Consider the following 23,660-nt stretch of genomic DNA (forward strand, 5'->3'; position numbering starts at 1 on the left):
TGGACCTCCTTCATCCAAGGAGCCCCCGATGCCGCTCTCCCAAGCCCTCCTCCCCGAGTTCCAGCACGAAATGGCGAGCCTCCGCCGCGTGATCGAACGGATCCCCGCCGGTCGGATGGACTACCGTCCCCACCCCAAGTCATTCACACTGGGCGACCTAGCGAATCACCTGGTCACGATTCCCGGCTGGACCATCAGCACCCTGACCCGCACCGAGCTGGATTTCGGCCTGCCCGAGACCCGCGCCAGCCAGCCGAAGCCGAGCGACACCGTCGAAGGGCTGCTCCGGACCCTGGACCAGGGTGTGGAGGGGGCGCTGGAAGCCCTGGCCAAGACCCCGGACGAGGCCTTCCAGGTGATCTGGACCCTCAAGAACGAGGGCCAGGTGATCCTGGCCATGCCGCGCGCCGCGGTCTACCGCAGCTTCGTGATGAACCACCTCATCCATCACCGGGCCCAGCTCGCCGTCTATCTCCGCCTGCTGGATGTGCCGGTCCCGTCCATCTACGGCCCCAGCGCCGACGAGAGCTGAGTTCCTCCCCCCGGGGAACCGGGCCAGGCTGCTTCCGCTTCATCCCTGTGACGACCTCCACGCGAGGGGTCGGCTACACTGGGTCCGAGATCGGGGGATCCATGTTCGGCGAGATGAAGGTCTTTTCCGGGAGCAGCCACCCGGACCTGGCGAGAGGCATCGCTACGCACATGGGCATGCCCCTCGGCAAGCTGAAGGTCACCCGGTTCTCCAACGAGAACATCAAGGTGAAGGTCGAGGAGAATGTCCGCGAATCGGATGTCTTCGTGATCCAGACCTCCTGCCCGCCCGTCAGCGACAACCTGCTGGAGCTGCTGATCCTCATCGACGCCCTGAAATTCGCGTCCGCGGCCCGCATCACGGCGGTGCTGCCCTACTTCCCCTACGCCCGCAGCGACAAGAAGGACGAGGCGCGCATCTCCATCACGGCCCGCCTGGTGGCCGACCTGCTGGAGACCGCCGGAGCCGACCGCGTGCTCACGATGACCCTGCACGCCCCGCAGATCCTGGGCTTCTTCCGCAAGCCCGCGGATCAGCTGCTGGCCACGCCCATCCTCACCAACTACTTCAAGACCAAGGATCTCTCCAATGCCGTGGTGGTGGCCACGGATGCCGGGGCGGCCAAGTTCGCGGGCCATTTCGCCAAGCGGCTGTCCGTGCCCATGGCCATCATCGACAAGCGCCGTTTCGACGACTCAGAGAAGGCCCAGAGCGTGGCCCTGATCGGCGATGCGAAGGGCAAGGACGCCATCATCTACGACGACGAGATCGCCACCGGCGGCTCCATCAAGGAGGCGGCCCGCATCCTCCGCGAGTTCGGCGCCCGCACGGTGCGCGTGGGCGTCACCCACCCGGTGCTCTCCGGCAATGCCCTGGAGACCCTCACTTCCGCCAATCTGGATGAGCTGGTGGTCACCGACAGCATTCCGATCTCGCCCGAACGCGCCAAGGCCCTTCCGAACCTGCGGGTGCTTTCCACCGCCGCCCTCTTCGGGGATGCCATCCTTCGCATCCACGGGGGCCGCAGCATCAGCGAGATGATGGACTGATGCCCCTGCGCCTCGGTCCCATCGAGGCGCCGCCGGCCCTCGACCTGCTCGGGCCCCTCGGCCCCGAGATCGCCCGGCTGTTCACCAGGCCCTTCCTGGTACTCCACCGGGCGTCGGGTCTGTACACCGCCCGCACCTGCCTGCTGCTGCTCATGGACCTGGGCTGGGAGGCCCGGTTGCGCGGCGGCACCACCCTCGACGCGCTCTGCGAGGGGCTCCCCGCCCAGGCTCGCAAGCCCCTGGCCTGGATGCTCCCCTTCCTCGCCTCGGAGGGCCTGCTGCAACGGGCCGGCGAGCGCTTCGTACTGACGGGCGAACCCGACCTGGACCTCGCCGGCCTCCGGGAGCAGGTGGAAGCCGAGGCGCCGGGCCACGGGTCCAACTTCGACCTGCTGGACGGCGTGCGCTCCCACATCCAGCCCTTCTTCACCGAAGGGAAGAGCGGCGACAGCCTCCTGTTCGACCTGGCCCTGTTCCCCCTCTGGCTCGCCTACTTCCGCAACGGCAACCTGGGGTACTTCCCCAACAACTGGCTCACCCTGCTGGCCCTCCGCGAAGGGCTCCCGGAAGGTGCGCGGATCCTGGAGCTGGGGGCCGGAGCCGGATCCTTCGCCCAGCTCGTCGCCCAGACCGGGGCCGAAGCGGGCTGGCTCGACCGCATCGCGGACTACCGCTTCACCGATGTGGCGCCCACCTTCCTGCGCCGGGCCCAGAGGGACCTGAAGAGCGCCGCGCCCGGACTGCCCGTCAGCTTCCAGGCCCTGGACATGAACCGGCCCCTCGGGGACCAGGGCATCGAGGCGGCGAGCCTGGATGCCATCGTGGGGATCAATGTGCTGCACGTGGCCCAGGATCTGGAAGCCACCCTGCGGGACCTGCGCGGCCGCCTGAAGCCGGGCGGTCGCCTGGTCCTGGGCGAATGCCTGAAGCCCACCCTGGACGCCCCCCTCTACCTCGAATTCTTCTTCAGCTTCATCAAGAGCTTCACGGAGGTGAAACTCGACCCCCGCTGGCGCCCCCGCCATGGGTTCCTCACCCCCGAAGCCTGGCGCGAGGCCCTGGGCCACGCGGGCTTCTCCCGGATCGAGTACATCCCCCCGCCGCGCCCCCTGATGGACCAGCACCCCAGCTTCACCGTGGGCGCCATGTCCGCCTTCACTTGATCTCCCAAAGGAAGCGGCGCCGAGGCGCCGTTTCCTTTGGAATGAGGAAGGCATCAACTCTGGGCGGCCCCTTCCCCCTTCGGCCTTCCCACCCAGGCGTAGAAGCTCGGCAACGCCAGCAGGGTGAAGAGCGTGCTCGTGATGAGTCCGCCCACCATGACGATGGCCAGGGGGCGTTCCAACTCACTGCCGCCGAGGCCGAGCAGCATCGGCATGAGGCCGAGGATGGCACTCCCGGCGGTCATGAGCTTGGGGCGCACGCGGCCGAGGCTGGCCTCTTTGAGGGCCTCGTGGAAGGGCAGGCCCGAGGCCACCAGGTGCTTGGCCTGGGTGATGAGCACCAGGCTGTTCTGCACCGCCACGCCGAAGAGTCCGATCATCCCGACGATGGAGCTGATGTTCCAGGTTTCCCCCGCGAGCCAGAGGGCGAAGAGCCCCCCGGCGAAGGCATCGGGCAGGGTCAGCACGACGACCATGACCTCACGCCAGCGGCCCAAAGCCAGGTAGAGGAGGCCCACCACGAGGACCAGGGCGACCCCGATGGCCACCATCAGCCGCTTCTGGGTCTCCCGGGCGTCCTCGATCTTGCCGCCCAGCTTCACGACGGTGCCCTTGGGCAGCGCGATGCCCTGCAGGGCCTTCTCCAGGCGATCAGCCGTTCCACCGAGGTCGCCCGTGGTGCGGACATTCAGGGCCAGGCGGCGCTGGGCCGCTTCGCGCCGGATCAGGCTGGGCGTGCTGGCCTCCTCGAAACGGGCCACCTGACCCAGCTCCACCACGCGGCCGTCCTCGAGCACCAGGGGCAGGCGCTTGAGGGTCTCGGGGCTGGTGCGGCCATCGTCCGGGAAGCGGACGATCCGTTCGACGCGCTGGGGGCCATCGAAGCGCGGGGTGGTGTCCAGACCCTGCAGGGCGGTCTTCAGCGTCTTCACGATGAGCGTTCGTGGGACATCGAGGCGCCGAAGCGCATCTTCGTCCGGCACCACGGTCCACTTCGGCAGGGACCCCGCGCCTTCCGGAGTGATCGAGGCCACGCCCGGCACTTTCCCGAGGGCTTCCTGGATGTCGGAGAGCTTGAGCTGGAGGGCCGCCAGGTCCGGGTGGAAGAGCTTCACCTGGATGTCCGCCGGCGTGCCGCCGATGCCTTCGGAGATGCGCATCTGCATGGGCGTGGTGAGTTCGACCGGGTAAGGCAGTTCCTCGGAGATTTCAGCGACCTCCCTCTGCACTTCGGGGGTGCGCTTGGTGCCATCCAGCACCACCAGCACATCGGAGATCGTGTGCGGCATGGGGTCTTCAGTGAGTTCAGAGCGGCCCGTGCGGCGATAGACGGACGACACGCCCGGGAGCTTCACGAGCTTCTGTTCGAGCTGGAAGTTGGCCTCATCCACGGCGGCGAGGCTGGTTTCCGCCGGCAGGATGCTGTTGAGGAGGAGGGCCCCTTCATCCAGATTGGGTAGGAAGTTGCTCCCCAGGCGCAGGGCCAGCCAGAGGCTGGGAAGGGTCAGGCCCAGGGCCAGCACCCGCACGATGGCGCCATGGCCCATGGCCCATTCGAGGGCGGGGCGATAGACGCGCTTCAGGGCCGCCACCAGGCGGGGCTCCTCAAGCTGGGCACCGGGCGGAAGGAACCGCTCCACAAGGGCTGGCACGAGGGTGAAGCTCAGCACGAGACTGAGGGTCATGGCCGCGGCGATGGCCACGGCGAGGGGCGCGTAGAGCCGGCCCGCGAGTCCCCCGATGGCCAGCAGGGGGATGAAGACCGCCAGGATGACCAGCACTGCCGCGAGGATGGGCACACCCACTTCCGCGGCGGCCCGGGTGAGCGCGACCCTTCGGGGCTCCATGTGATCCCGATGTTCACGCAGCCGGTGCGCGAGGTTCTCCACCATGATCACGGCGGCATCCACCAGCAGGCCCACGGCGATGGCGAGACCGCCCAGGGTCATGGCATTGAGGCCCATGCCCGCGGCATTCAAGGGGATCGCCGCCCCGAGGGTGGCCAGGGGCAGCACGGCGATGACGATCAGGGCCGCCCGGAAATTCCCCAGCAGGAGCACGAGCACCAGGGCGACAAAGAGCCCGCCGAGCAGGAGCGCCAGGGTCACGCCGTTCAAGGCGTGGGTGACGAGCCCCCCCTGGTCATACATCAGGGTCAGTTCCATGCCTTCCGGCAGGCTCTGGCGCAGTTCATCCAAGGCCTTCCGGGTCTCATGGGAGACCGTCATGGTTTCCGCCGTGGGCTGGCGGACCACCCGGAGGCTCACATCCTCATGGCCCTGGTGACGGGCGAGGCCGCGCCGGAAGCCGGCGCCTTCGCGGATTTCAGCCACATCGCCCAGGAGGACCGTCCCCCGGGGGGTCTTCAGGCGGAGCTTCTTCACGGCCTCGGGCTGGGCCGCGAGGCTGCCCACGGTGATGAACCAGCCCTTGTCCTGGATCTCCATCACCCCGGCGGCGGCGTCCTGGTGGGTGCCTTCCATGGCCTCGAGGATCTGGGTGAGGCTCACGCCCTGGAGACGCATCCGCTCGGGCTGGACGATGACCTGGAGCTGGCGCTCCTCACCTCCCAGCCGCTCGACGCGGGCCACGCCGGGAACGGCCTGGAGCCGGGGGATGAGCACCTTCTCCGTGTGGTCCCGCAGCTTCATGGGATCCGTGGCAGGACCTTCCAGCACGATCTCCATGATCTCCTGGAGGCGCCCGGCAGCACTGGAGACGAGCGGGGCCCGAGTCCCCTCGGGGAAGTTGCCGACGATGCCCGCGAGGCGTTCGGCCACGAGCTGACGGGCCCGCCAGGGGTCGGTGCCGCCCTCGAAGGACACCACGACCTGGATCACTTCGGCCTGCACGGTGCTCACCACCCGCTTGACGCCGGGAAGGCCGCCGATGGCCTGCTCCACCGGCTGGGCCACGGTCAGCTCCAGCTCCGTGGCGGCGCGTCCCGGACTCTGGATGAGCAGGTTCAGGCTGGGAAGGGTGAGATCGGGGAACAGGTCGCGCTTCAGCGTGGCGAAGCTGGCGAGGCCGGCGACACCCCACACTGTGGCAAGCGCGAACACCCAGCCCTTGCGGGGGAGCATCCAGTCGAACCAGCGGCGGATCAGGGAGCGATGGCGGGGGGAGGAGGATTCAGTGGTCATGGTCATCCCCTCCGCTCTTGCGCTTGATCTGGAGGGACTTCAGCAGGTAGGCGCCCTCGCCCACCACGGTCTCGCCGGGCTTCACGCCGTCGAGCACCATCACATCGGTACCCAGCTCAGGCCCTCGGCGCACGGGACGGAACTCGGCCTCCTCTCCTTCCTTCACGAAGACGCCCCAGGTGCCTTCCACCTGCTGCAGGGCGCTCTGGGGGAGGACGACGGTCTTCGCCAGAGGGACATGGATCTCCAACGGTGTTCCGGGGATCGGCAGAGGACCGCCCAGCAGGCGAAGGCGATAGCTCAGCCGCCGCGTGTCCGTGGTGAGGATCATGGGTGTGCCCTCCAGGCGGGCCTTCCATCGCTGGCCGTCGCCCTTGCGGGCCTCCGTCACGGTGCCGGGCTGCCAGTTTTCGGGCGCGGGGAGGGGCAGTTCCAGCTGCACGATGGCGGCGAAGGCCGATTGGAAGCGCCCCAGTTCCTGGCCGGCCTCGACGCCCTGGCCGAGTTGGATCTTGTAAGCCGTGACGGAGCCCGCCCTCGGGGCCTTCACGGTCATCACCGCACCGGCCATCTCGGGATTCAGCCCCCGGGCCTCCAGAGCGAGCCGGGCGGCTTCCTCGTCAGCCCGCGCGGTGGCAGCTTCGCTCTTGGCGGCTTCCAGTTCCCGGCGGGATCCGGCCTGGGCTTCGTAGAGCCGCTGTTCCCGGGCCCATTCGCCCTCGGTGCGGTCACGCTTGGCCCGGGCGGACAGCCAGTCGGCCTTGAGGCGGGCCAGCTCGGGGCTCTGGAGGGTGAACAATCCGGCACCAGCGCCGACATGCTGACCGGGAGGAACCTGGATGGCCGAGACGATGCCCTTCACCGGGCTGCTGAGGATGGCCTGGGCGGATTCGTCACCGATGGCCTCGGCGGGATACCAGGCACCTTCGGCCCTGGGTTCGGAGACCACCAGGAAACGGAGGCCCCGGATGTCCTTCAGGGAGAGATGGACCCCCTCGCCGTCGTGGGTGCCCTCCGCCTGATGGGATTCCCTGACCTCGGTCGGTGCGGCCTTGCGTTCGCAGGCCACCATGGCCCCCAGCGCGAGTGTCAGCACGGAAAGTCGGATGGTGGGGTTCATGGGTTCACCTCGGATGTGAGGGCCTGGAGCTCGGCAGACAGAAGGTGGGCGGCCTGAAGTCGCCGGTAGGAGGCGGCTTGGGCCTCCAGGAGCTGGCGGCGGATGGGGAGCGCCTCGGAGGGGCGCTCCTTGCCCTCGCTGAGGCGCAGGCTCACGGCCTTGAGGGATCGGTCGAAGCCTTTGAAGAGGGTGGGCGGCGGGGCCGTCCGGAGCCGCGTCCACGCCGACTGGAAGCGGGCATCCAGCTCCAGGAGGGCGATCTCCAGTTCGCGCTTGGCGGCCTGGAGGGTGGCCTCCGTTTCGCGATGAATGGCCCGACCTTCCCCCGGGCGGGAGAAGCGGTAGGCCAGACCGATCTTGCCGATGCGCTCTTCGCCTTCCTTGGCATAGCTGCCCCGGAGGCTCCAGCGGCTGGTGGCCAGAGCCTCCTGGTGGCGCAGGGCCTGTTGCTCCAGGTTTAGGCGGCTCTGAATGGCTTGACGCAGGGCGCCGTCCTCGAACCTAGCCTGGAGCCCGTCGCTGGGGAGGACCTGCGCGTCGCCAGGATCGGCGAGGGGAACGGGGGATATCGGAACATCCGCCATCGCCCGGAGGCTCGCCCAGGCATTCAGTCTCTGCCTCCGCGACTCATCCAGATCCGCCTGGGCGCGAAGCACTTCGCCCTCTACGAGGCTGACCTGGAATCCAGGATCCGCCCCGGCCTCCAGCCGCGCCTGGGCGGCCTTGAGCCAGGCCTGGACCGTGGTGATATCCGCCTCCCGGAGTTGGAGCAGGCGCTCGGCCAACCAGGCGTCCAGGTAGGCTTGGCGGAGGCGGAACCGCGCCTCGATCTTGGCGGCCTCCCGCAGAGCCGGGTTTGCCTGCCCGAGGGCCTCTTCCAGACGATGCCGGGTGGCGGGCGACAGGAACAGCGGCAGGTCCAGATCCACGGACTGGTCCGTCGTCGTGGGCGTGGCGGAGTTGGTACGGGGGCCTGCGGTGAGGCCCATGGAGGGGCCTTCGCGGAGGAATCCCTGGGTGCCGCTCAGCGCCCGGTGGCGTTCGGCCAGCAGGGCTTCCACCCGGTATTGTCCAGGGCTGGTCTGGGCCCGCTGAAGGATGTCGTCAAAAGAGAGGGGCGGCGCCTGTGCCAAGAGCAGGCAGGGCAGCGCCCCCAGGAGAAAGGTTCGCATCGGGGCCTCATGGGAGATGGAGGGATGGCACGGCAGGGCAGGGCCCGGCCATGCATTCGCACGCTCAATCCCTCAGGCTCGAGGAGGGTCCTTTTCCGGTTCGATGTCCAGGCTGACGAGACACCCCGCCCGTTCCGCCACGAAGCAGCGATCCGGCAGGGCATCGGGCGAGGGGGGGGCCGGCGGTTCCGGCACGGGCGCCGTGGCGCATCCATCCGCGCAGAGCAGGTGGCAGATGGGCGCACAGTCGTCGCCCGGGCCTTCCACGCAGGCATCCAGGCTGGTGGCGCCCAGGTACATCCCCGTCAGGCAGAGCAAAAGGATCGCCACCCAGCGCCGCAGGAAGGGTCGATCGAGCGCTCGAGAGGGGGGCCTCAGCATCGACCCCAGACTACCCGAATGGGCGCGACCCCGGGAATTCTCGGGCCTTGCACTCCCGCGTCCCTACCTCCAAGAGGAAGCGGCGCCCAGGCGCCGCTTCCTCTTGCCGAAGGTAGGCTGATGTCCTCAGAACCCGGTGAACACCACCACCGCGTAGGCGGCGAAGCTCCCGTCGGGCTTGGGCACGACGGCCACACGGGCCTTGGCAGGACTGACGAGCTTGGCTCCCCAGGTGCTGGCATCGAGGGGCAGGACCGTGACCGTACCGGCCTGGTTGATCACCTCCAGCACCACCGGCTGCGCGCCCACGGTGGTGTTCAGGCTGACCGAGATGGTCTGGGTGGCCGCGGCGGAATTGGTGAAGGTGAACCCCATCTGGCCGCCGCTGTACGAGGTGCTGATGGCGCCCTGGGGCAGGGCCACGGGCAGGAAGATGGCGTTGCTGGCGTCCCAGGCGCTGATGCCGCCGTTCCACACCAGGTCGCTCACGCCCTGCACGCGCACATCGCCCGCGCCGGTGATGGCGGCCGCGAAGGCGCCGCTGCTGCTGGAGGTCGCGCCGGGGAAACCGAGATACCACCAGGAGAAGGCATTGGCGTAGGCATGGGTGCGATCGCCGGCCAGCAGATGCTGGTAGGTGAAGGAGGTGGCCGTGGCAGTCTTGATCACGCCCCCATCCACCGCCCGCTGGATGTTCACCGACTTGGCATGCATGGGCACCTGGAGCGGGTCCTTCACTTCGACCTGCACCTTGAAGCCGGTCCACAGGTTGGCGAGGGCCGCCGGGCCCAGGCCGAGGGTCTGGCCCGTGCGGAAGGTGAAGGCGGTATCCGCATCGATGGCAATGGCCCGGGGGGTGCTGGCATTGGTGCTGACCAGCAGCCGGCCCGCGGCCTGATCCACGCCGTAGACATGGCCTTCGGGCGTCCAGCCCGGCAGGGCGTTGGCGCCGTACCACACGCGCACGGCCCAGAGGCTGCCGTCGGCTTGCATGCGCAGCGACACCAGCGCGTTCTTGCCCGCGGCCAGGCCCGCCAAGCTGCCCACGGCCTTGGCATCCGCATCGAAGAACCAGCTGCCCCCATCCACATTCACCGTGAGGTCGTTCCCGCTGTCGGTGTGCAGCATGAAGCTGGAGGCGCCCACGGAGGCGATGGTGCCGCGACGGTGGCGGAAGGCCATCTGGGCCATGCCCATCATGCCGTTGGCGTTGGGGCGGTGCTTCACCTGGAGGTTCATGACCCAGGAGCCGTCCGGCAGCTGCACCAGGAACAGCGGATGCCCGAGGTCGAAGTCGAGTTGCACTGCGTTGTTGCCGCTGGCCGTCACCACCAGGTCCGAGCTCAGCCCCACCTGGACCGTGGAGCCTGCCACGCGCACCAGGTTGCTGGGTACGGAACTGCCGTCGGCCTTCACCAGGTTCACGCTGGCGGGATCGATGGTGATGCGCAGGGCGTCATAGGTGCCTACGGGGATCTGGGCCGTGGCGAGCAACTCACCCACGCTGTCGAGATCCACGAGGTTGATCTTGGCGGTGGCACCCTGGAAGGCCACGATCTCCTTGGTATGGTCGGTCTTGTTCAGCAGGGTCACCTTGGTGACGACCACCTCGATGGCCGACCACTGGTCCGAGGGGGCGTCCGTGAGGATGATCGAGGCCGTGCCCATGGGGGTGGAGGCCGGAGTCGTGGCGGAGCCACCGGAGGAACCTCCGCTGCAGGCCAAACCAAGCGTCAAGGCGCTGAGGCCGAGGGGAAGCGCCGCCAGGGAGAGACTTCGAAACGCAGGACGCATGGGATCTCCAAAGGGGGGGAGCCGAGGCTCCGGGAGGGAGAGGGAAACGGATACCCCACTGACCCACCCCCCAGGAGGAGGGTTGAAGCGGTTTGATTTTGCGGATCCCGCCCTCGCCTTGCGATACTTCGCCATGGCGTCGACCCTGCGGGACCTCCTCATTCAGCGCGCGGCGCGGCTCCAGGGCCGCCCGGCCCTGACGGCCCCGGGGTGGGGTACCCTGTCCTACGCCCAGCTTCGCAACCGCGCCGAAGGCGTGGCCCTGGGCCTGCTGGCCGCCCCGCCAGCCCCGGCGGTCTTCAGCGCCACCGGAACACCCTGGGACTGGGCCGCCGAACTGGCCGCCGCGGCCTCGGGTCTGACCTGGGATCCCGAAGGGCAGAGGGTGCCCCCGGAGATTCTCGGGGGGTCCCGATTCAACCTGGACGAAGGCCGCGGTCCATACCACACCCGGGAACAGAGCGTCTCCGGGGCCACGCCCTTTTCCGGGGGACTCACCCACGGCGAGCTGATGCTGCGCCTCCAGCGCTTGAACCGGACCCTCGGCTGGGACCACGACACCCGCGTGGACCTGCCTCAGACCCGCCTCGGCGAGATCCCGCTTCGCGCCGCACTGTGGAGCCTCCTCTATGCCGGGGGCCATGCCGTTCTGGTGGAGGCGCCGGCGTCGCAGGGGCTGCGGGCCCGGTTCCGGAGCCCGAAGCCCGAATGGGACCCGGCTCCCTTCGCCGCCTTCTGGACGGCCTAGAAGGACATCGGCCGTCGACGGCACCCCATCCCCGGCCGCCGGCGCCACCTGCGCCTTGCTTCTCGACAGTCACTGACCAATCATGATGCAGAGGAGACTGCCATGGCTCGGACCGCGCACCGCAAGGCCCTCGAATCGCCCCGCCCCGACGGCGGCCACCTGGTGAAGCCCGAGCGACTCCAGGCGGTGCTGGAGGCCGTCCGCGACTCAGGGGACCGCGGCATCACCAAGGCTGGGCTCGCGCGGAAGCTGGGCGGCACGGCCATGCGCACCGTGGATCGCGCCATCGCCTTGCTGGAAGAACAGGGGGCCCGCTTCGGCAAGGCGCGCGAGGGTCGGCCCGCCGTCATCCACTTCACCCTGGAGAAGGCGCCGGACTGGGACAGCAAGATCACCCCCCACGCCCGCATGGCGCTGGAAGTCGCCCTCATGGCTCTGGAGGGCACCGCCACCGAGCTGTGGTACGACCAGCTGGAGGGCCTGCGCACCCTGGCCGACAGCCACCTGAGCACCCGCGACCGCGACCTGTTCCGAGCCCTGCAGGAGCATGTCTGCGTGCGCGGCAGCGCCGACGACCAGCAGGCCCTCGACACCAGGATGCTCACCCAGGTGCTCCTGGCGCTCGGCCATCCCGACGGGCCCCGCGAGCTCGAGCTCACCTACCGCGCGGCCTCCACGGGCCGCACCAGCGCCCGCACCGTCATTCCCTTCACCCTCACCCACGATGTCTTTTCCGGCGGCGCCTTCCTGCTGGCCTGGGACCCAGCCAAACAGGAACCCCGCCACTTCCGGCTGGCCCGCATCGAGGAGGCCAAGGCCTCGGCGAAGCGCGGCCTCATCCCCGACAAGCGCCCCCTGGAGCAGGCGCGGGACCTGCAGATCGGCGGCTGGTTCAGTCCCGGCACCCCCTTCCGGGTCCGGGTGCGGATCGGAGGCTCCAACTGGCCCCAGGCCCTCCTGGACGCCCCCCCCGCCCTGCCCGGCGTCGAGGTCCGCAAGGAAAAGGGCGGCACCGTGCTGCTGAGCTTCATGGCCACCGACTTCCAGGGACCCACCCGCTTCGTGCTGCAGGTGGGAGCCGAGGCCGAAGTTCTCGACCCCAAGCCATTGCGCGCCCACCTGGTCGCCACCCTGAAGGCCATGGCCGCACGCTATCGGTAGGGACGACCGCCTCCCCTTCCGAACCGCCTTCCTGCGATGGGCCGCGGCATGCGGCGCCATCCGGCTCCTCTGTTTCAAGATAGACTGATCTCCTAACCCCGCTCCCTGCTCATTCATCAGTCAAGGCCCAGCCACCATTCAAAGCGAACGACGGAGGGTTCTGTTTTGCGCCTCAAATTCCGGCCTGCCCCATCCAGACTCGCCCCGCTCGCGCTTTTAGGCCTGACCCTCGCCGGCAGCGCCTGGGGAACGGTACCGAGGGACTCCAGCGAGAGACGGATCCTGTCCATCCAGCAGGATCGCGATGAATCGACGCACACCCGCTTCCTTCGGACCCATCAGGGTCTCCGCGTGTGGGGCGGCGACGGCATCATCCACACCCGGACCAAGGGTGGGGATTACCTCATCACCGATCCGACGCCCGGTGAGATTCTCCTCAACACGAGCCCCAGCCTGACGGCATCGGAAGCCCTCTGGATCGTGTCGGCGGACCTGAATGCCACGGGCCCCTTCGCCAAAGAGCCGAAGGTCGAGCTGGTCATCCTGCCCCAAGTGGAACGCTTCCATCGAACGACCGGCTTGCCGGTCCGGGCGGGTGATCCTCTCAATGCCGTAGAGATCGTGGAGAAGCCCACCGGATACCGGCTGGCCTATTTCGTCGAAGCCGCCTTCAGCAACAGCCAGGCTGGCGCGGTCTCCGCCGGTTACCTGGTGGATGCCCATGGCGGATCCATCCTGCGCAAATGGAACGCCCTGGAGAGCGCCCTCGGGACCGGGAACTCCCAGTACAACGGGACCGTCGCCCTATCTACCGCCGCAGGAGGCCCGGGCTTCGAACTGAGGGACCTCGGCCGGGCAGGCAATGCGACTCTGGACCTGGGGCACAGCTGGGACATGGCCTCTGCGGGGAACCTCTACGCGGATGCGGACAATGTCTGGGGAGATGGCCTCCAGTACGCCCTCGGCGCTCCGACGAATTCCACCAACGGGCAGACGGCCGCCGTGGATGCGCATTTCGGCACTCAAGTGACCTGGGATTTCTATCAGCAGGTCCTGGGACGGAATGGGATCGACGGGAAAGGGACGCCCACCCGGGCCCGCGTTCACTTCGGAAATCAGTACGACAATGCCTTCTGGTGGGACGAGTGCTTCTGCCTCACCTTCGGAGACGGGAACAAGTTCCTGACCCTGACCGCGCTGGATGTGGTCGGCCACGAGTTCAGCCACGGCGTCACCTCGACCACGGCCAACCTCGTGTACATGGGGGAATCCGGATCCCTGAACGAAGCAACCTCCGACATCCTCGGAACCATGGTCGAGTTCTACGCCCGGGGCGCCGGGGGCACTGGCGCGGTCCTGCCGGATACGGGTGGGAACTGGACCATCGGCGAGCAGATGAAGACCCCTGCCTTCGATCATCCGTTGCGGTACATGTACAAACCGAGCCTCGATGGCCTGAGCCCGGATGCCTGGTCGACGAGTCTCCTCAACCTGGATGTCCATTACGGCAGCGGCCCCATGAACCGCTGTTTCTACTTTCTTGCCCAAGGGGCTTCTTCCGACTCTGCTTCGACGGCCTTCTCCTCGTATCTTCCAGCGGGCATGACGGGGATCGGCAACGACCGGGCCACCCGGATCTGGTACCGGGCCCTGGCCACCTACCTCACCTCCTCGAGCAACTACCTGCATGCACGCATGGCCGCGCTTCGATCCGCCATCGATCTCTACGGCGCAGGCTCCCTGGAGCATCAGGCCGTCCGGAACGCTTTCGCCGCCATCAATGTCGGATACGCCTCGGGCCTCGGCGATGACCTGACCCCTCCAACCGTTTCAGGTTCGGTGAGCGGCTCCACGGGAATGATCGTTCTCGGCGTTCACGCCCAGGACAACACGGGGGTGGGCAACCTGGCCTTCTATGTGGATCAGCAGAGGATCGAAACCGGGAATGGGGGCGGCCAGACCGATGTGACCCTGAACCTGCCTTTCGATTCCCAAAAAATCCCGAAGGGCAGCCATGTCCTGACCGTGGTGGCCACCGACTCGGTGGGGAACACCACCCGTTCGGCGGAAGTCCCCTTCTCCACCTCGAACGCCTTCTACGAACTGCTGCTTCAAGGCGGTTTCGAATACGGCAGCGTCTGGGACGGCGGCATCGACAAGCACAACATGGCCTGGGTGGATCCCCAGGGCATCATCACGGGCGATTGGCCCGGCACGGCCTATCTCGGACGGTGGTGTGCGGCCTTTTGCGGCCTGGGCGATGCCAATACCCAGTCCATCCATCAGACCATCTCCATCCCCGCCGAGGCCCAGAGCGCCATCCTGACTTTCTGGCTGCAGGTCTTCTCTCAAGAACGGGATGGCCTGGTCAGAGACACCTTCCAGGTTCAGGTCCGATCCGCCGCCGGTGAGTTGATCGAAACCCTGGCGACCTACTCCAACCTGGACCGCAGCCTGATCCCCATTGCCATCCCTGCTCAAAAAGACTACTTCCAGCGATCCCTCGACCTGTCCGCCTACCGGGGCAAGACCATCCAGCTCTGGTTCGAAGGGAAGGAAGACGCAGCACACCCCACACCTTCCTTCCCCCACGGCGCGGAAACGCCCGTTGCGGCAAAAGCCCCCTTGGCACTCTCATGGCCAGCGAAGGAACGGCCCCAGGCGATGGCGTCCATCGAGCGCGCTGCTGGTGGCGCCTACACCTCCGGTGTCGGGCTGACAGAATTCCTGCTGGACAATGTTTCACTCCGGATCGGGGAGGTCGTGGACGCAGAGCCCCCCGCCGTCAACGCCCGCGGCGTTCCGGGTATTTTTGGAACCCTCAGCCTCACGGCCGATGTCAGCGACAACCTCGCCATCGCCCGGGTCGATTTCGTGATCGATGGTCAGGTGGTGGGAACGGCCGCTCACGGCCCCCATGCAATCCTCTTCGATTCCCGGATTCTCTCCGATGGCCCCCACACGCTCTCAGTGAACGCTTACGACCTGGCTGGCAACAAAGGCACCTCGCCCGCCATCAGCTTTCAGACAGACAACACCTTTAGTCAGCTGTTGAACAACCCCAGCTTCGATTTCGGGGAATCCGGGTGGACCTTCGCCAACTGGGGCATCCTCTTTTTGTCATCGATCTACGACCCACAGGTGGTCACCATGGTGGCCAATGGGGGTGGCACTTCCCCTTCGTTGGCGACGCTTTCCCAGCGCGTCACCATCCCCGCGGAGGCCTATTCGGCCAAGCTCAAGTTCAGCTATGGGATGCAGTCCCTCTCCAATCCCCCGGATGATGCCCTGAAAGTCCAGGTCTGGGGTCTCGATGGCTCGCTGAAAGAGACCCTGGCCTCGTTCGCCCCACCAGGCACGGACTCCTTCTATGGGAACGCAGAGGTGGATCTGAAGGGCTATCGCGGCCAGGAAGTGGTCGTGGCCCTCGTCGTCAATTCGCTCTATCTGCCGCCAAGCGGAGGGATCAAGGGCCTGGTCATCAACCTGGACAGGGTCGACCTGATCGTCCAGACCGCCCTCCCTCCCACCATCCGGACTCAACCCTTGAGCCAGTCTGCGTCGGTGGGCGCCCCGGGCACCTTCTCCGTCGATGTTTCGGGCACTTCCCCCCTCACCTATCAGTGGAGGAAAGACGGCTCCGACATGCCCGGCGCCACCAGCCGAACACTCACCCTCGCGGCCGTCCGTGAGGTGGATGCGGGGAGCTACGACGTCAGGGTCAGCAACGGCCTTGGCGCCGTCACCAGTTCAGCCGCCCTGTTGACGGTGACCCCCGCTCCTCTCGTCGCCCCGACCATCACGGCCCAGCCCCAAAGCCAGTCCGTGACCACCGGGACTCCCCTCACCCTCGGCGTATCCGCCACGGGATCGGCCCCGCTCACCTACCAGTGGCGGAAGGATGGCTCGGACATCGCCGGCGCCACCAGCCCCGTGTTCACGATCGCGTCCGCCCAGACGACGGATGCAGGCAACTACCAGGTCCGGGTCGCCAACGGGGCGGGCAGCGTCTTGAGCTCCGTCGCCGCCGTGACCGTGACTGCAACCATGGTTGCTCCAGCCATCACGACCCAACCCCAAAGCCAGTCCGTGAAGACCGGAGCCCTCATCACGCTCAGCGTATCCGCCACGGGATCGGACCCGCTCACCTACCAGTGGCGGAAGGATGGCTCGGACATCGCTGGCGCCACCAGTTCTGTGCTCACGATCGCGTCCGCCCAGACGACGGATGCAGGCAACTACCAGGTCCGGGTCGCCAACGGGGCGGGCAGCGTCCTGAGTTCCGTTGCCGCCGTGACCGTGAATGCAACCCTGGTCGCCCCGGCCATCACGGCTCAGCCCCAAAGCCAGTCAGCCGCGCCCGGGAGCGCCGTCACCTTCAGCGTGACGGCCTCGGGTTCCACGCCCTTGTCCTATCAATGGCGCAAGAACGACACGGACATCTCCGGCGCGACGGCCCCGAGCTACACCTTCACGACCAACCAAGCAGACCACGGCGCCCGATTATCCGTTCGGGTCACGAATGGAGCCGGGAGCGCCATCAGCGACTACGCCACATTGACGCTGTCCCCCAAGAGTCGCGACCTGAATGGGGACGGCATCGTGAATGTGCTCGATCTCGCCTTTCTCATGCGGGCCTATGCGCCCGGAGTCCCCGCCGCGACCTCGCCCATGGATCTGAACGGGGATGGGTTCGTGGATGATGTCGACCTTGCCCTCCTGATCGCCGCGTTGTAGGAAACCCCATGAACCGGACTCGACTCCACCCAGGAATGTGTGCGTGTGCGCTCTTGATAACCCTCGCCTGCGGAGGGGGCGGAGGAGGCGGTGGGACATCCACGTCTCCCACCACCCCGCCCGCCTCGCCCTGGGCCAGTGCGCTGGTCTATGCCAATCCACCCTCGGGCAACGGGTTCCGATTCGTGGCGAACCAGGCCCTTTCCACCCCCACGCGGCTCGTACTGGACCTCGTCGGACCGGCGGCCCAAAGCGGTCAAGGCCTGAGCTTCATCCTCAAAACGGACGCGTCGAAGGTCACCTGGGTCGCACCCTCCACGACTTCCGGGCTGGTACAGAATGTCGCATTCAACCTCCTTCCTGGACCTCAGGCCCTTGTGGGGCTGGATAAAGGGGGCGGCAGCCTTCACGGCGCGGTCTACCAGAATTCGGGAAGCATCCCCCTTGGCCAACCGCTCGTCCGCGTCTGCCTTTCCCTGAACGCAGGCGCCGTGGGCGCGGGGGTGCCGGTCCCTCTCACCCTCTCTGCGGGGAACAGCCTGTCGAATGGCGGCGTGATCGCGCCCATCGACCTCGCCTTCGGATCCCTGACCGCCAAATGACCAAGAAAGGGGCCGGCTGCGCCGGCCCCTTTCTTGGTTTCCTTCACATCAATCCGCTACTTCTTGGCCACCTTCGCCACGCCCAAGTCGCGCAGGGCGATCTGGCCCTGCCGGCCGAAGTCGATGGCCTCGCCGAGGATGCGGGCGGCTTCCTGGGGGGCGTGGAAGCCCATGGAGTTTTCGGCATTCACGAAGTCCACGCGCCACTGGGCCTTGCGCTGGAGCTCATAGATGGGCTTCAGCTTGGCCTCGTCCACGCCGGCCTTCTTGGCAGCGTCGATGTTGTTGATGAGGTCCACCACGGCGTCCTCGGCCCGGTCCATGAGAGCCTTCGTGCGGTCCTGGATGGTCGTCACGCGGGCCTTCAGTTCCGCTTCGGGGAAGCGGTGGCAGGTCTGGCAGGCCCTGGAGATGTTGAGCAGGGGGCTGCGCACCTGGTGGTCACTGATCTTGAGGGCGCCTTCGCGCTGGTAGGGCATGTGGCAGTCCGCGCAGGACACGCCGGAGCGGGCATGGACGCCCTGGCTCCACATCTCGAACTCGGGGTGCTGGGCCTTCAGGACCTCCGCGCCGGTCTTGCCGTGCTTCCAGTCGAAGAAGCGGGCGCCATCGGGGAACTTGTAGTCGTTGTAGGTCGCCTCGATCTGCTCGACCTTCAGGCCTTTGTTCCAGGGGAAGAACAGCGTGACCTTGGGCCCGCAGTAGTACTCCACATGGCACTGGCCGCAGACCATGGAGCGCATCTCCTGGCGGGAGGCGTCACGGTTGGCGTCGTAGGCCACGGCCTTGTCGCCCTTGCGCCACTTCTCGATGGAGGGCAGGTGCGGCACGGGCTCGCTGCTCTTGGCCAGGGCGTCGATGCCGCGGATGAAGCCGGGCTTGGTGACGCGGAGGGCCATGTTCTTGGGATCGTGGCAGTCGATGCAGGCCACGGGGTGCTTCACGAGCTGGCTGGCCTCGGCGTAGGGCATCTTGCAGATGGCCTCGAAGCCGGCCATGAGCTGGGCCTGGGCGTTCGGGCTGGTGAAGGCCTCGTCCAGGGTGCCGGGGGCGCCGCCCTTCAGGCCGACTTCGCGGAAGGCCACAGTGTTGGAGGCATGGCAGTGGAGGCAGGCGCCGGGCTGCTTGCGCTCGGTGACGCGCTTGGTCTTGCGCTGGTCATCCAGCATGTAGGCGTGGCCCTGGCGCTGGTTGAAGTCGATGGCGAAGGCGTAGCCGTCGAAGATCGTCACCAGCCGGGGGTCTTCCTGGATGCGGCTCTTGGGCAGACCCTCGCTGCCGGCCCCGCCGTACTTGGTGCTGTACTTCTCTGCGGTGCGCTGGTAGGCGTCGAACTGGCGGGGGAAGTTCTTCCCCCACACAGCCGGATCAACGGTCTTTTCGTCGAGGTCCACCAGCTTGAAGCTGGTCTGTTTCGCCTCGGCCTTGCGGTTGGTGATGCTGGCGTACAGCGACATCACCAGCACGGTGGCCAGGGCCGCGCCGGCGGCGATGAGGCCCATCCGGACCACCGGACGGGAGAACAGCGGAGTAGGGTTGTCGGTCATCGGGGAGGTCCTCCCGCGTGGGGTTCCACGCGCCAAAGATGGGATCAGGGGTTGAAGATCAAGGCTTGGTGAGTCGTCCGGATATCAGCGCGTCGGCCCATGGCCCACCTCCTGGTGGCAGCGCACGCACCCGTAGAGGTCGGCCTTCTGCGTCGGGTCCGAGGGCACGCCGAGGGTGCCGTGGGCGGTGATCTCGCCCACCAGCTCGCCATGGCAGCGCAGGCAGTTGTCCTCCAGCACCTGGGCGTTGGAGGGCTTGATGCGGATGGGTTCGGGGAAATTCAGCAGGGTGAAGGCCTTCGAGTGGTGATAGCCGTTGCTGGCCTTCACGAAAAGCTTGTTCACGGGGTTGTCGTGGGGCAGGTGGCAGTCGTTGCACACGGCCACGGCGTGGTGGGACCCGTGGCGCCAGCCGTCGTACTCCTCGCGCATGATGTGGCAGTTCACGCACACGGAGGGGTCGTTCGACAGGTACGAAGTGCCGTGGGCCGAGACGAAGGTGTAGGCCCCGGACCCCAGGAACACGCCGGCGAAGACGCTGGCAAGGATGCTCAACAAGAACAGGCGACGCTTTCCGCTCACAGGGTGTCCATCCGAGTGTGCAGGGTTCCGGCCTCGCACCGGAACAGGATGAAACAAAAAACGGACCTGTCAATCCGATATCAAAAAAAGTTCCTCCATCGAACCCCGGGCCCACGAAAAGGGCCGGCTGAGCCGGCCCTTCCTCAGAGGAGATGGCGATCAGTTGATCGTGATGCCGCCATTCACCGTCTCCAATTCGATGCTCTGGTCCCCGCCGGGGAAGACAGCGCTCACGCGGCGCTTGCTCACCTCGACCTGCTCGGCCCCCTTGGCATTGAAGGAGATCCCGCCGTTCAGGGTGGAGGCCTTCAGGCGGCCCTTGAGGCCGGCGATCTGCAGGTGGATGCCCCCGTTCACGGTCTCGGCCTTGACGCCCTTCCCCTGGCCGTCCAGGCCCGATCCCTTGATGCCGCCATTCACGGTCTGCAGGGACAGTCCTCCCCGGACGCCCTCCAGGGTGATGCCTCCGTTCACCGTCGTGGCCTTCAGCGAATCATCCAGGCTGATGGCGCGGATGCCACCGTTCACGGTGGTGAGGACCGCGGCGCCCTGGGTGCCGGTGAGGGTCACTTCGCCGTTCACACTGTCGAAGGTGACCGCCACCCGGCGCGGCACCTTGAGGGTCATCTGGCATTGGGGCCCCCGGTACGAGCCCCAGCCGTTGTGCTTGGGGTATTCGCCCCGGATCTCCAGGCTGCCCTTGCCCGGCTCGATCACCACCTTCACCTGCTCATCCTGGCTGCTGGGCTTGAACTCCCCCATGAACTGGACCTCCTCCCGGTCCCAGGCCTCCGCGCGGATGAAGCCGTTGACATTCTTCACCCGCAGGGAGGACCCGGAGGCCAGGGGCACCGTGCGGGTTTCCGTGGTCTTCTCCGCCTTGGCGGGCTGGATCACTTGGGTCTGGGCCCCGAGCGAGGCGCAGAGGATGACGACGGCGACGGCCGCAGCAAGGGGACGGGCGAGGGCCATGGGAGCCTCCTGGGATGTCAGAGATCGTGACCTTGATTACGAAGGGTTTCGGAGCAGGTTTAGATCCCCTGCCGGATCTCCGTATACTTGGGGCGCCCCGGGAGCTTCCCATGCCGCAAAGCATCGACCAGCCGAACCTCAGCCCCTCCGAATGGAAGCTCATCCAGGGCCTGCGCGCCCTTCCGGACGAGGCGCTCCGGGGGCGGATGGAGACCTCCCTGGGCGAACTCCTCTTCTTCTTCCGGACCCCCCGGTGCCAGGGCATCGGGATCGAAGGCTTCCCCTGCGGGGATCCCCGCTCCTCCTGCGAGGACTGCCACCAGATCTGGGACATGCTCGACAAGGTGGCCGAACGGGCCCGGAAGGCCTGAATCCTAAAGCCTGCAGTATCCTGGTCGAGGAGTGGAAAAGGCCGTTCCTCTGGCGGCCGGATGCCTGGAGAGCACCATGAGCCGCAGGCTGAGCGTCAGGATCCTGGTGGTCGAGGAGGATCGCTCCGCTTGGCCCCGGATCGCGGCCTTTTTCGAGCTCCAGCTCGCCCAGGTCGGCACCCGGCCGGTGATGGTGTTCCGCGACCAGCTGCCCCAGCGGGCCGCGGGCTTCGACTTCATCTCCCTGACGGATCGCACGGGTCGCCGGAAGGTGGTCCACCTGCTGCTGGATCGGCCAGAGCTGCTCGCGGATCTGCGGGACACGCCCATCGTGAACCTGCATGCCCCACGGCCGAGCAGCATGCACGGCGACATGCGGGTCCTGCTGGGCCGCGAAAGTGTCGGCCTGATGTCGGATGGCCTCTGGGTGTTCGCCCAGGACTGGATGGCCCCCGGGTTCGAGGACTCCCTGGAATTCCCGGAGTTGGGCCTGGCCCAGCTCTCCGCGGCCCGGCCTGCGACCGCCGACCGGACCTGGGAGCGGCGTTCCGGCCGCGCCAGGGACCTGAGCCGGGCCGCGGGCTTCGGGTTCCCGCTGGCCGCGGGAGCCCGCTAGGAAAGGCTCAGGACGGCTGGGATCCCAGCCAGCGGTCGCCGAAATTCACCAGCACGGCCCCCGCCAGGATCAGCGCGGCGCCCGCGAGGCGGACGCCGGAGATGCTTCGCACCGGCAGGCCCAGAAGGCCGTAGCGATCGAAGACCAGGGAGGAGATCACCTGCCCCGCCACGATCAGGGCGATCATGGCCGCCACGCCGATGCGGGGGGCCAGCAGCGTCGAGCCGAACACGAAGAAGGCCCCCAGGGCGCCGCCCAACCATTCCCACCAGGCCACCCTCGGCAGGCCGCCGAGGGCCGCGAAGGGCTGGCCCGTGAGCACCGAGGCCACCAGGAGCGCCAGGGTGCCCACGGCGAAGGAGACCAGGGCCGCCAGCACCGATCCGCTGTGCAGGGTGTCCCGCAGCGAACTGTTGATGGCCGACTGCAGGGGGATGACCAGCCCGATCACGAACGCCATGAGGATGAACACCAGGACCATGCGGCCCTCCAGCCCCGGGAAGCCGTTCCCCGGAACCGCGATGGTAGCCCAGCCCCCGCGGCCTGTCTTCAGAGGCCATCCCAGGCATGGCGCGCATTCCCCGAGGCATCCGCCGTCGCCGCCTTCACCTGGGCGCGAAGGTCGGAGGGGAGGCGGTGGGCGGCTTCCAGGGCCTGCACCCGGAAGGGCTGGGCCAGGGCAGGCCAGGCCGCCAGGAGTGCCTCGGCCCAGGCCGCGTCCCCCAGGGCCGCCCGCGAGGCCCAGCGCCAGGCCGAGCCGAGCCCGGGTTCCTGCAGCGCCGCCCGCACCTCGTCGACCCTGCCCGTCCGGAGAGCCAGGTCGGCGGCGGCCTCCACGGCCTCCCGTTGCGTGAAGGGATCGGGCACCAGGGCGAGGATGGCCGGAAGGGCGGAGGCGTCGCCCACGCGGCCCAGGGCCTTCACCAGGGCGAACCGGGAGCCTTCGGGCCCCCGATCGAGCGCTTCCAGCAGCCAGGGCGCATCCACCGGTCGGGCGGCCCCGCAGAGACCTTCGGCGGCGGATCGGCGGATGCCCACGGGGCCCGTAGTCAGGGCATCCAGATACGGCCCCAGCCGCTCCTCGGGGCCAGATTCGTCCCGCGGGCCCGCCAGGGTGGCGGTCTCCCGGTCCACGGTCCGATAGCCCGGCAGGGGCTCCTCGCCCCACCCGGCGGCTTCGGCGCTGTCCAGCCAAGTGGACAGTTCCTGTCCGAACGCCTCCATGTCCGGGAGGCGCTTCGAGGCCTCGGGCTGGAGGGCGCGCAGGATCAGGCCGGCCAGCCGAGGGGGGAAGCCCGTCCGTGCGGCAGACGGCGGCAGCTGGACCTGGGCATAGGCCTGACCCGTCGTGAACTCGTAGAGGATGGCGCCCAGGGCATAGACATCGCAGCGGCCATCCACGCGGCGGGGATCGCCGTGCTGCTCGGGGGCCATGTAACCCAGCGTGCCCACCACCATGTGGCTGCGGGTCGCGCGGGTGCGGCCCTCGCCCCCCTCCCAGAGACACACCCCGAAATCCGTGACCTTCAGGCGGCCATCGGGGGCGAAAAGCAGGTTGGACGGCTTGAGGTCCCGGTGGATCACGCCCTCGCCGTGGGCCACTCGCAGGGCATCGCAGATGGGGACGAGGCGCCGAACCAGGGCCGCCGGAGCCTCGCCCCGGCAGGCCTTCAGGCTGCCGCCCGGCAGGAGCTCCATCACCAGGTAGGGCCAGACGCCGCTGCGCCCGAAGGCGAAGATCTCCACCAGATGCGGGTGGGACAGGTGCGTGAGCACCTCCCCTTCGCGGAGGAAGCGCCGCACCAGGTCGGCGTCCCCATGCACCTCGGGGCGGAGCAGCTTCACGGCGGAGGAGACACCGCGAAAGCGGTCCTCGCCGCGGAAGACCAGGGCCATCCCCCCTTCGCCCAGGGGCTCCAACAGGCGCACGCTGCCGATCTGGGCCGGGGGCCGCAAAGCGCTCATGGCAT

Annotated in this window: 19 protein-coding genes; 9 read left to right on the forward strand and 10 right to left on the reverse strand. The window is 67.8% G+C overall.

The window, feature by feature from the left end:
- Nucleotides 1-28: 28 nt before the first annotated feature.
- From QUD34_RS12330 to QUD34_RS12340, 3 genes are all read left to right on the forward strand, one after another.
- Nucleotides 29-532, forward strand: coding sequence for a DinB family protein (locus QUD34_RS12330; protein ID WP_286354010.1), 504 nt, complete (start codon nucleotides 29-31; stop codon nucleotides 530-532).
- A 101-nt stretch (nucleotides 533-633) separates the two neighbouring features.
- Complete coding sequence (locus QUD34_RS12335; RefSeq protein ID WP_286354011.1) at nucleotides 634-1,581, forward strand: ribose-phosphate diphosphokinase; 948 nt, start codon at nucleotides 634-636, stop codon at nucleotides 1,579-1,581.
- Nucleotides 1,581-2,744: a class I SAM-dependent methyltransferase gene (locus QUD34_RS12340; protein WP_286354012.1), complete on the forward strand. Its 1,164-nt coding sequence runs from the start codon at nucleotides 1,581-1,583 to the stop codon at nucleotides 2,742-2,744. Before QUD34_RS12335 ends, QUD34_RS12340 begins: the two co-directional genes overlap by 1 nt.
- Before the next feature lie 53 nt (nucleotides 2,745-2,797).
- On the opposite strand, the gene QUD34_RS12345 is transcribed toward QUD34_RS12340, so the two are convergent.
- The 5 genes from QUD34_RS12345 to QUD34_RS12365 all read right to left on the reverse strand — a co-directional run bounded on the left by QUD34_RS12345 (nucleotide 2,798) and on the right by QUD34_RS12365 (nucleotide 10,354).
- A complete protein-coding gene (locus QUD34_RS12345; protein WP_286354013.1) occupies nucleotides 2,798-5,887 on the reverse strand; it encodes an efflux RND transporter permease subunit in 3,090 nt (1,029 codons plus the stop codon).
- Entirely contained in the window at nucleotides 5,877-7,007 is a 1,131-nt protein-coding gene (locus QUD34_RS12350; RefSeq protein WP_286354014.1) for an efflux RND transporter periplasmic adaptor subunit, read from the reverse strand. The genes QUD34_RS12345 and QUD34_RS12350 overlap by 11 nt, the downstream gene beginning before the upstream one ends.
- The gene (locus tag QUD34_RS12355; RefSeq protein ID WP_286354015.1) at nucleotides 7,004-8,179 is read right to left on the reverse strand and encodes a TolC family protein; all 1,176 of its coding nucleotides are present in this window, start codon (nucleotides 8,177-8,179) and stop codon (nucleotides 7,004-7,006) included. The genes QUD34_RS12350 and QUD34_RS12355 overlap by 4 nt, the downstream gene beginning before the upstream one ends.
- 72 nt (nucleotides 8,180-8,251) lie before the next feature.
- On the reverse strand, nucleotides 8,252-8,509 hold the full coding sequence (locus QUD34_RS12360) for a hypothetical protein (RefSeq protein ID WP_286354016.1): 258 nt from the start codon (nucleotides 8,507-8,509) through the stop codon (nucleotides 8,252-8,254).
- 177 nt (nucleotides 8,510-8,686) lie between these two features.
- Nucleotides 8,687-10,354, reverse strand: coding sequence for a DUF4382 domain-containing protein (locus tag QUD34_RS12365; protein ID WP_286354017.1), 1,668 nt, complete (start codon nucleotides 10,352-10,354; stop codon nucleotides 8,687-8,689).
- Between the two features lie 82 nt (nucleotides 10,355-10,436).
- Here QUD34_RS12365 and QUD34_RS12370 point away from each other — a divergent pair, with 82 nt between their 5' ends.
- The 4 genes from QUD34_RS12370 (at nucleotide 10,437) to QUD34_RS12385 (ending at nucleotide 17,602) form a co-directional block, all read left to right on the forward strand.
- On the forward strand, nucleotides 10,437-11,102 hold the full coding sequence (locus QUD34_RS12370) for a hypothetical protein (RefSeq protein ID WP_286354018.1): 666 nt from the start codon (nucleotides 10,437-10,439) through the stop codon (nucleotides 11,100-11,102).
- 102 nt (nucleotides 11,103-11,204) lie between these two features.
- Nucleotides 11,205-12,263: a helix-turn-helix transcriptional regulator gene (locus QUD34_RS12375; protein ID WP_286354019.1), complete on the forward strand. Its 1,059-nt coding sequence runs from the start codon at nucleotides 11,205-11,207 to the stop codon at nucleotides 12,261-12,263.
- Nucleotides 12,264-12,428: 165 nt separating this feature from the next.
- Nucleotides 12,429-17,000, forward strand: coding sequence for an immunoglobulin domain-containing protein (locus QUD34_RS12380; RefSeq protein WP_286354020.1), 4,572 nt, complete (start codon nucleotides 12,429-12,431; stop codon nucleotides 16,998-17,000).
- Nucleotides 17,001-17,185: 185 nt separating this feature from the next.
- Entirely contained in the window at nucleotides 17,186-17,602 is a 417-nt protein-coding gene (locus QUD34_RS12385) for a hypothetical protein (protein WP_286354021.1), read from the forward strand.
- Nucleotides 17,603-17,658: 56 nt separating this feature from the next.
- Here the strand turns inward: QUD34_RS12385 and QUD34_RS12390 are convergent, their stop codons facing one another.
- The 3 genes from QUD34_RS12390 to QUD34_RS12400 form a co-directional block, all read right to left on the reverse strand.
- Nucleotides 17,659-19,149, reverse strand: a complete 1,491-nt coding sequence (locus tag QUD34_RS12390) for an ammonia-forming cytochrome c nitrite reductase subunit c552 (protein WP_286354022.1) — start codon at nucleotides 19,147-19,149, stop codon at nucleotides 17,659-17,661.
- Nucleotides 19,150-19,233: 84 nt separating this feature from the next.
- The gene (gene nrfH, locus QUD34_RS12395; protein ID WP_286354023.1) at nucleotides 19,234-19,707 is read right to left on the reverse strand and encodes a cytochrome c nitrite reductase small subunit; all 474 of its coding nucleotides are present in this window, start codon (nucleotides 19,705-19,707) and stop codon (nucleotides 19,234-19,236) included.
- Nucleotides 19,708-19,890: 183 nt separating this feature from the next.
- Nucleotides 19,891-20,703 carry a DUF4097 family beta strand repeat-containing protein gene (locus QUD34_RS12400; protein ID WP_286354024.1) on the reverse strand — a complete coding sequence of 271 codons (813 nt, stop codon included), beginning with the start codon at nucleotides 20,701-20,703 and terminating at the stop codon, nucleotides 19,891-19,893.
- 110 nt (nucleotides 20,704-20,813) lie between these two features.
- Here QUD34_RS12400 and QUD34_RS12405 point away from each other — a divergent pair, with 110 nt between their 5' ends.
- Both QUD34_RS12405 and QUD34_RS12410 read left to right on the forward strand, forming a co-directional pair.
- Nucleotides 20,814-21,074 carry a hypothetical protein gene (locus QUD34_RS12405; protein ID WP_286354025.1) on the forward strand — a complete coding sequence of 87 codons (261 nt, stop codon included), beginning with the start codon at nucleotides 20,814-20,816 and terminating at the stop codon, nucleotides 21,072-21,074.
- A gap of 76 nt (nucleotides 21,075-21,150) precedes the next feature.
- A complete protein-coding gene (locus QUD34_RS12410; RefSeq protein ID WP_286354026.1) occupies nucleotides 21,151-21,690 on the forward strand; it encodes a hypothetical protein in 540 nt (179 codons plus the stop codon).
- 7 nt (nucleotides 21,691-21,697) lie between these two features.
- On the opposite strand, the gene QUD34_RS12415 is transcribed toward QUD34_RS12410, so the two are convergent.
- Entirely contained in the window at nucleotides 21,698-22,171 is a 474-nt protein-coding gene (locus QUD34_RS12415) for a DMT family transporter (protein WP_286354027.1), read from the reverse strand.
- A gap of 68 nt (nucleotides 22,172-22,239) precedes the next feature.
- Complete coding sequence (locus QUD34_RS12420; protein ID WP_286354028.1) at nucleotides 22,240-23,655, reverse strand: protein kinase domain-containing protein; 1,416 nt, start codon at nucleotides 23,653-23,655, stop codon at nucleotides 22,240-22,242.
- Between the last annotated feature and the right edge of the window lie 5 nt (nucleotides 23,656-23,660).

The organism is Geothrix oryzae (assembly GCF_030295385.1).
GTDB lineage: Bacteria > Acidobacteriota > Holophagae > Holophagales > Holophagaceae > Geothrix > Geothrix oryzae.

Bases quoted from the DNA above. Each gene is read 5' to 3' on its own strand.
- QUD34_RS12340 (WP_286354012.1), top strand. From the start codon at position 1,581: ATGCCCCTGCGCCTCGGTCCCATCGAGGCGCCGCCGGCCCTCGACCTG.
- QUD34_RS12410 (WP_286354026.1), top strand. From the start codon at position 21,151: ATGAGCCGCAGGCTGAGCGTCAGGATCCTGGTGGTCGAGGAGGATCGC.
- QUD34_RS12405 (WP_286354025.1), top strand. From the start codon at position 20,814: ATGCCGCAAAGCATCGACCAGCCGAACCTCAGCCCCTCCGAATGGAAG.
- QUD34_RS12355 (WP_286354015.1), bottom strand. From the start codon at position 8,179: ATGCGAACCTTTCTCCTGGGGGCGCTGCCCTGCCTGCTCTTGGCACAG.
- QUD34_RS12350 (WP_286354014.1), bottom strand. From the start codon at position 7,007: ATGAACCCCACCATCCGACTTTCCGTGCTGACACTCGCGCTGGGGGCC.
- QUD34_RS12375 (WP_286354019.1), top strand. From the start codon at position 11,205: ATGGCTCGGACCGCGCACCGCAAGGCCCTCGAATCGCCCCGCCCCGAC.
- QUD34_RS12400 (WP_286354024.1), bottom strand. From the start codon at position 20,703: ATGGCCCTCGCCCGTCCCCTTGCTGCGGCCGTCGCCGTCGTCATCCTC.
- QUD34_RS12345 (WP_286354013.1), bottom strand. From the start codon at position 5,887: ATGACCACTGAATCCTCCTCCCCCCGCCATCGCTCCCTGATCCGCCGC.
- QUD34_RS12415 (WP_286354027.1), bottom strand. From the start codon at position 22,171: ATGGTCCTGGTGTTCATCCTCATGGCGTTCGTGATCGGGCTGGTCATC.
- QUD34_RS12330 (WP_286354010.1), top strand. From the start codon at position 29: ATGCCGCTCTCCCAAGCCCTCCTCCCCGAGTTCCAGCACGAAATGGCG.
- QUD34_RS12365 (WP_286354017.1), bottom strand. From the start codon at position 10,354: ATGCGTCCTGCGTTTCGAAGTCTCTCCCTGGCGGCGCTTCCCCTCGGC.
- QUD34_RS12335 (WP_286354011.1), top strand. From the start codon at position 634: ATGTTCGGCGAGATGAAGGTCTTTTCCGGGAGCAGCCACCCGGACCTG.
- QUD34_RS12390 (WP_286354022.1), bottom strand. From the start codon at position 19,149: ATGACCGACAACCCTACTCCGCTGTTCTCCCGTCCGGTGGTCCGGATG.
- QUD34_RS12420 (WP_286354028.1), bottom strand. From the start codon at position 23,655: ATGAGCGCTTTGCGGCCCCCGGCCCAGATCGGCAGCGTGCGCCTGTTG.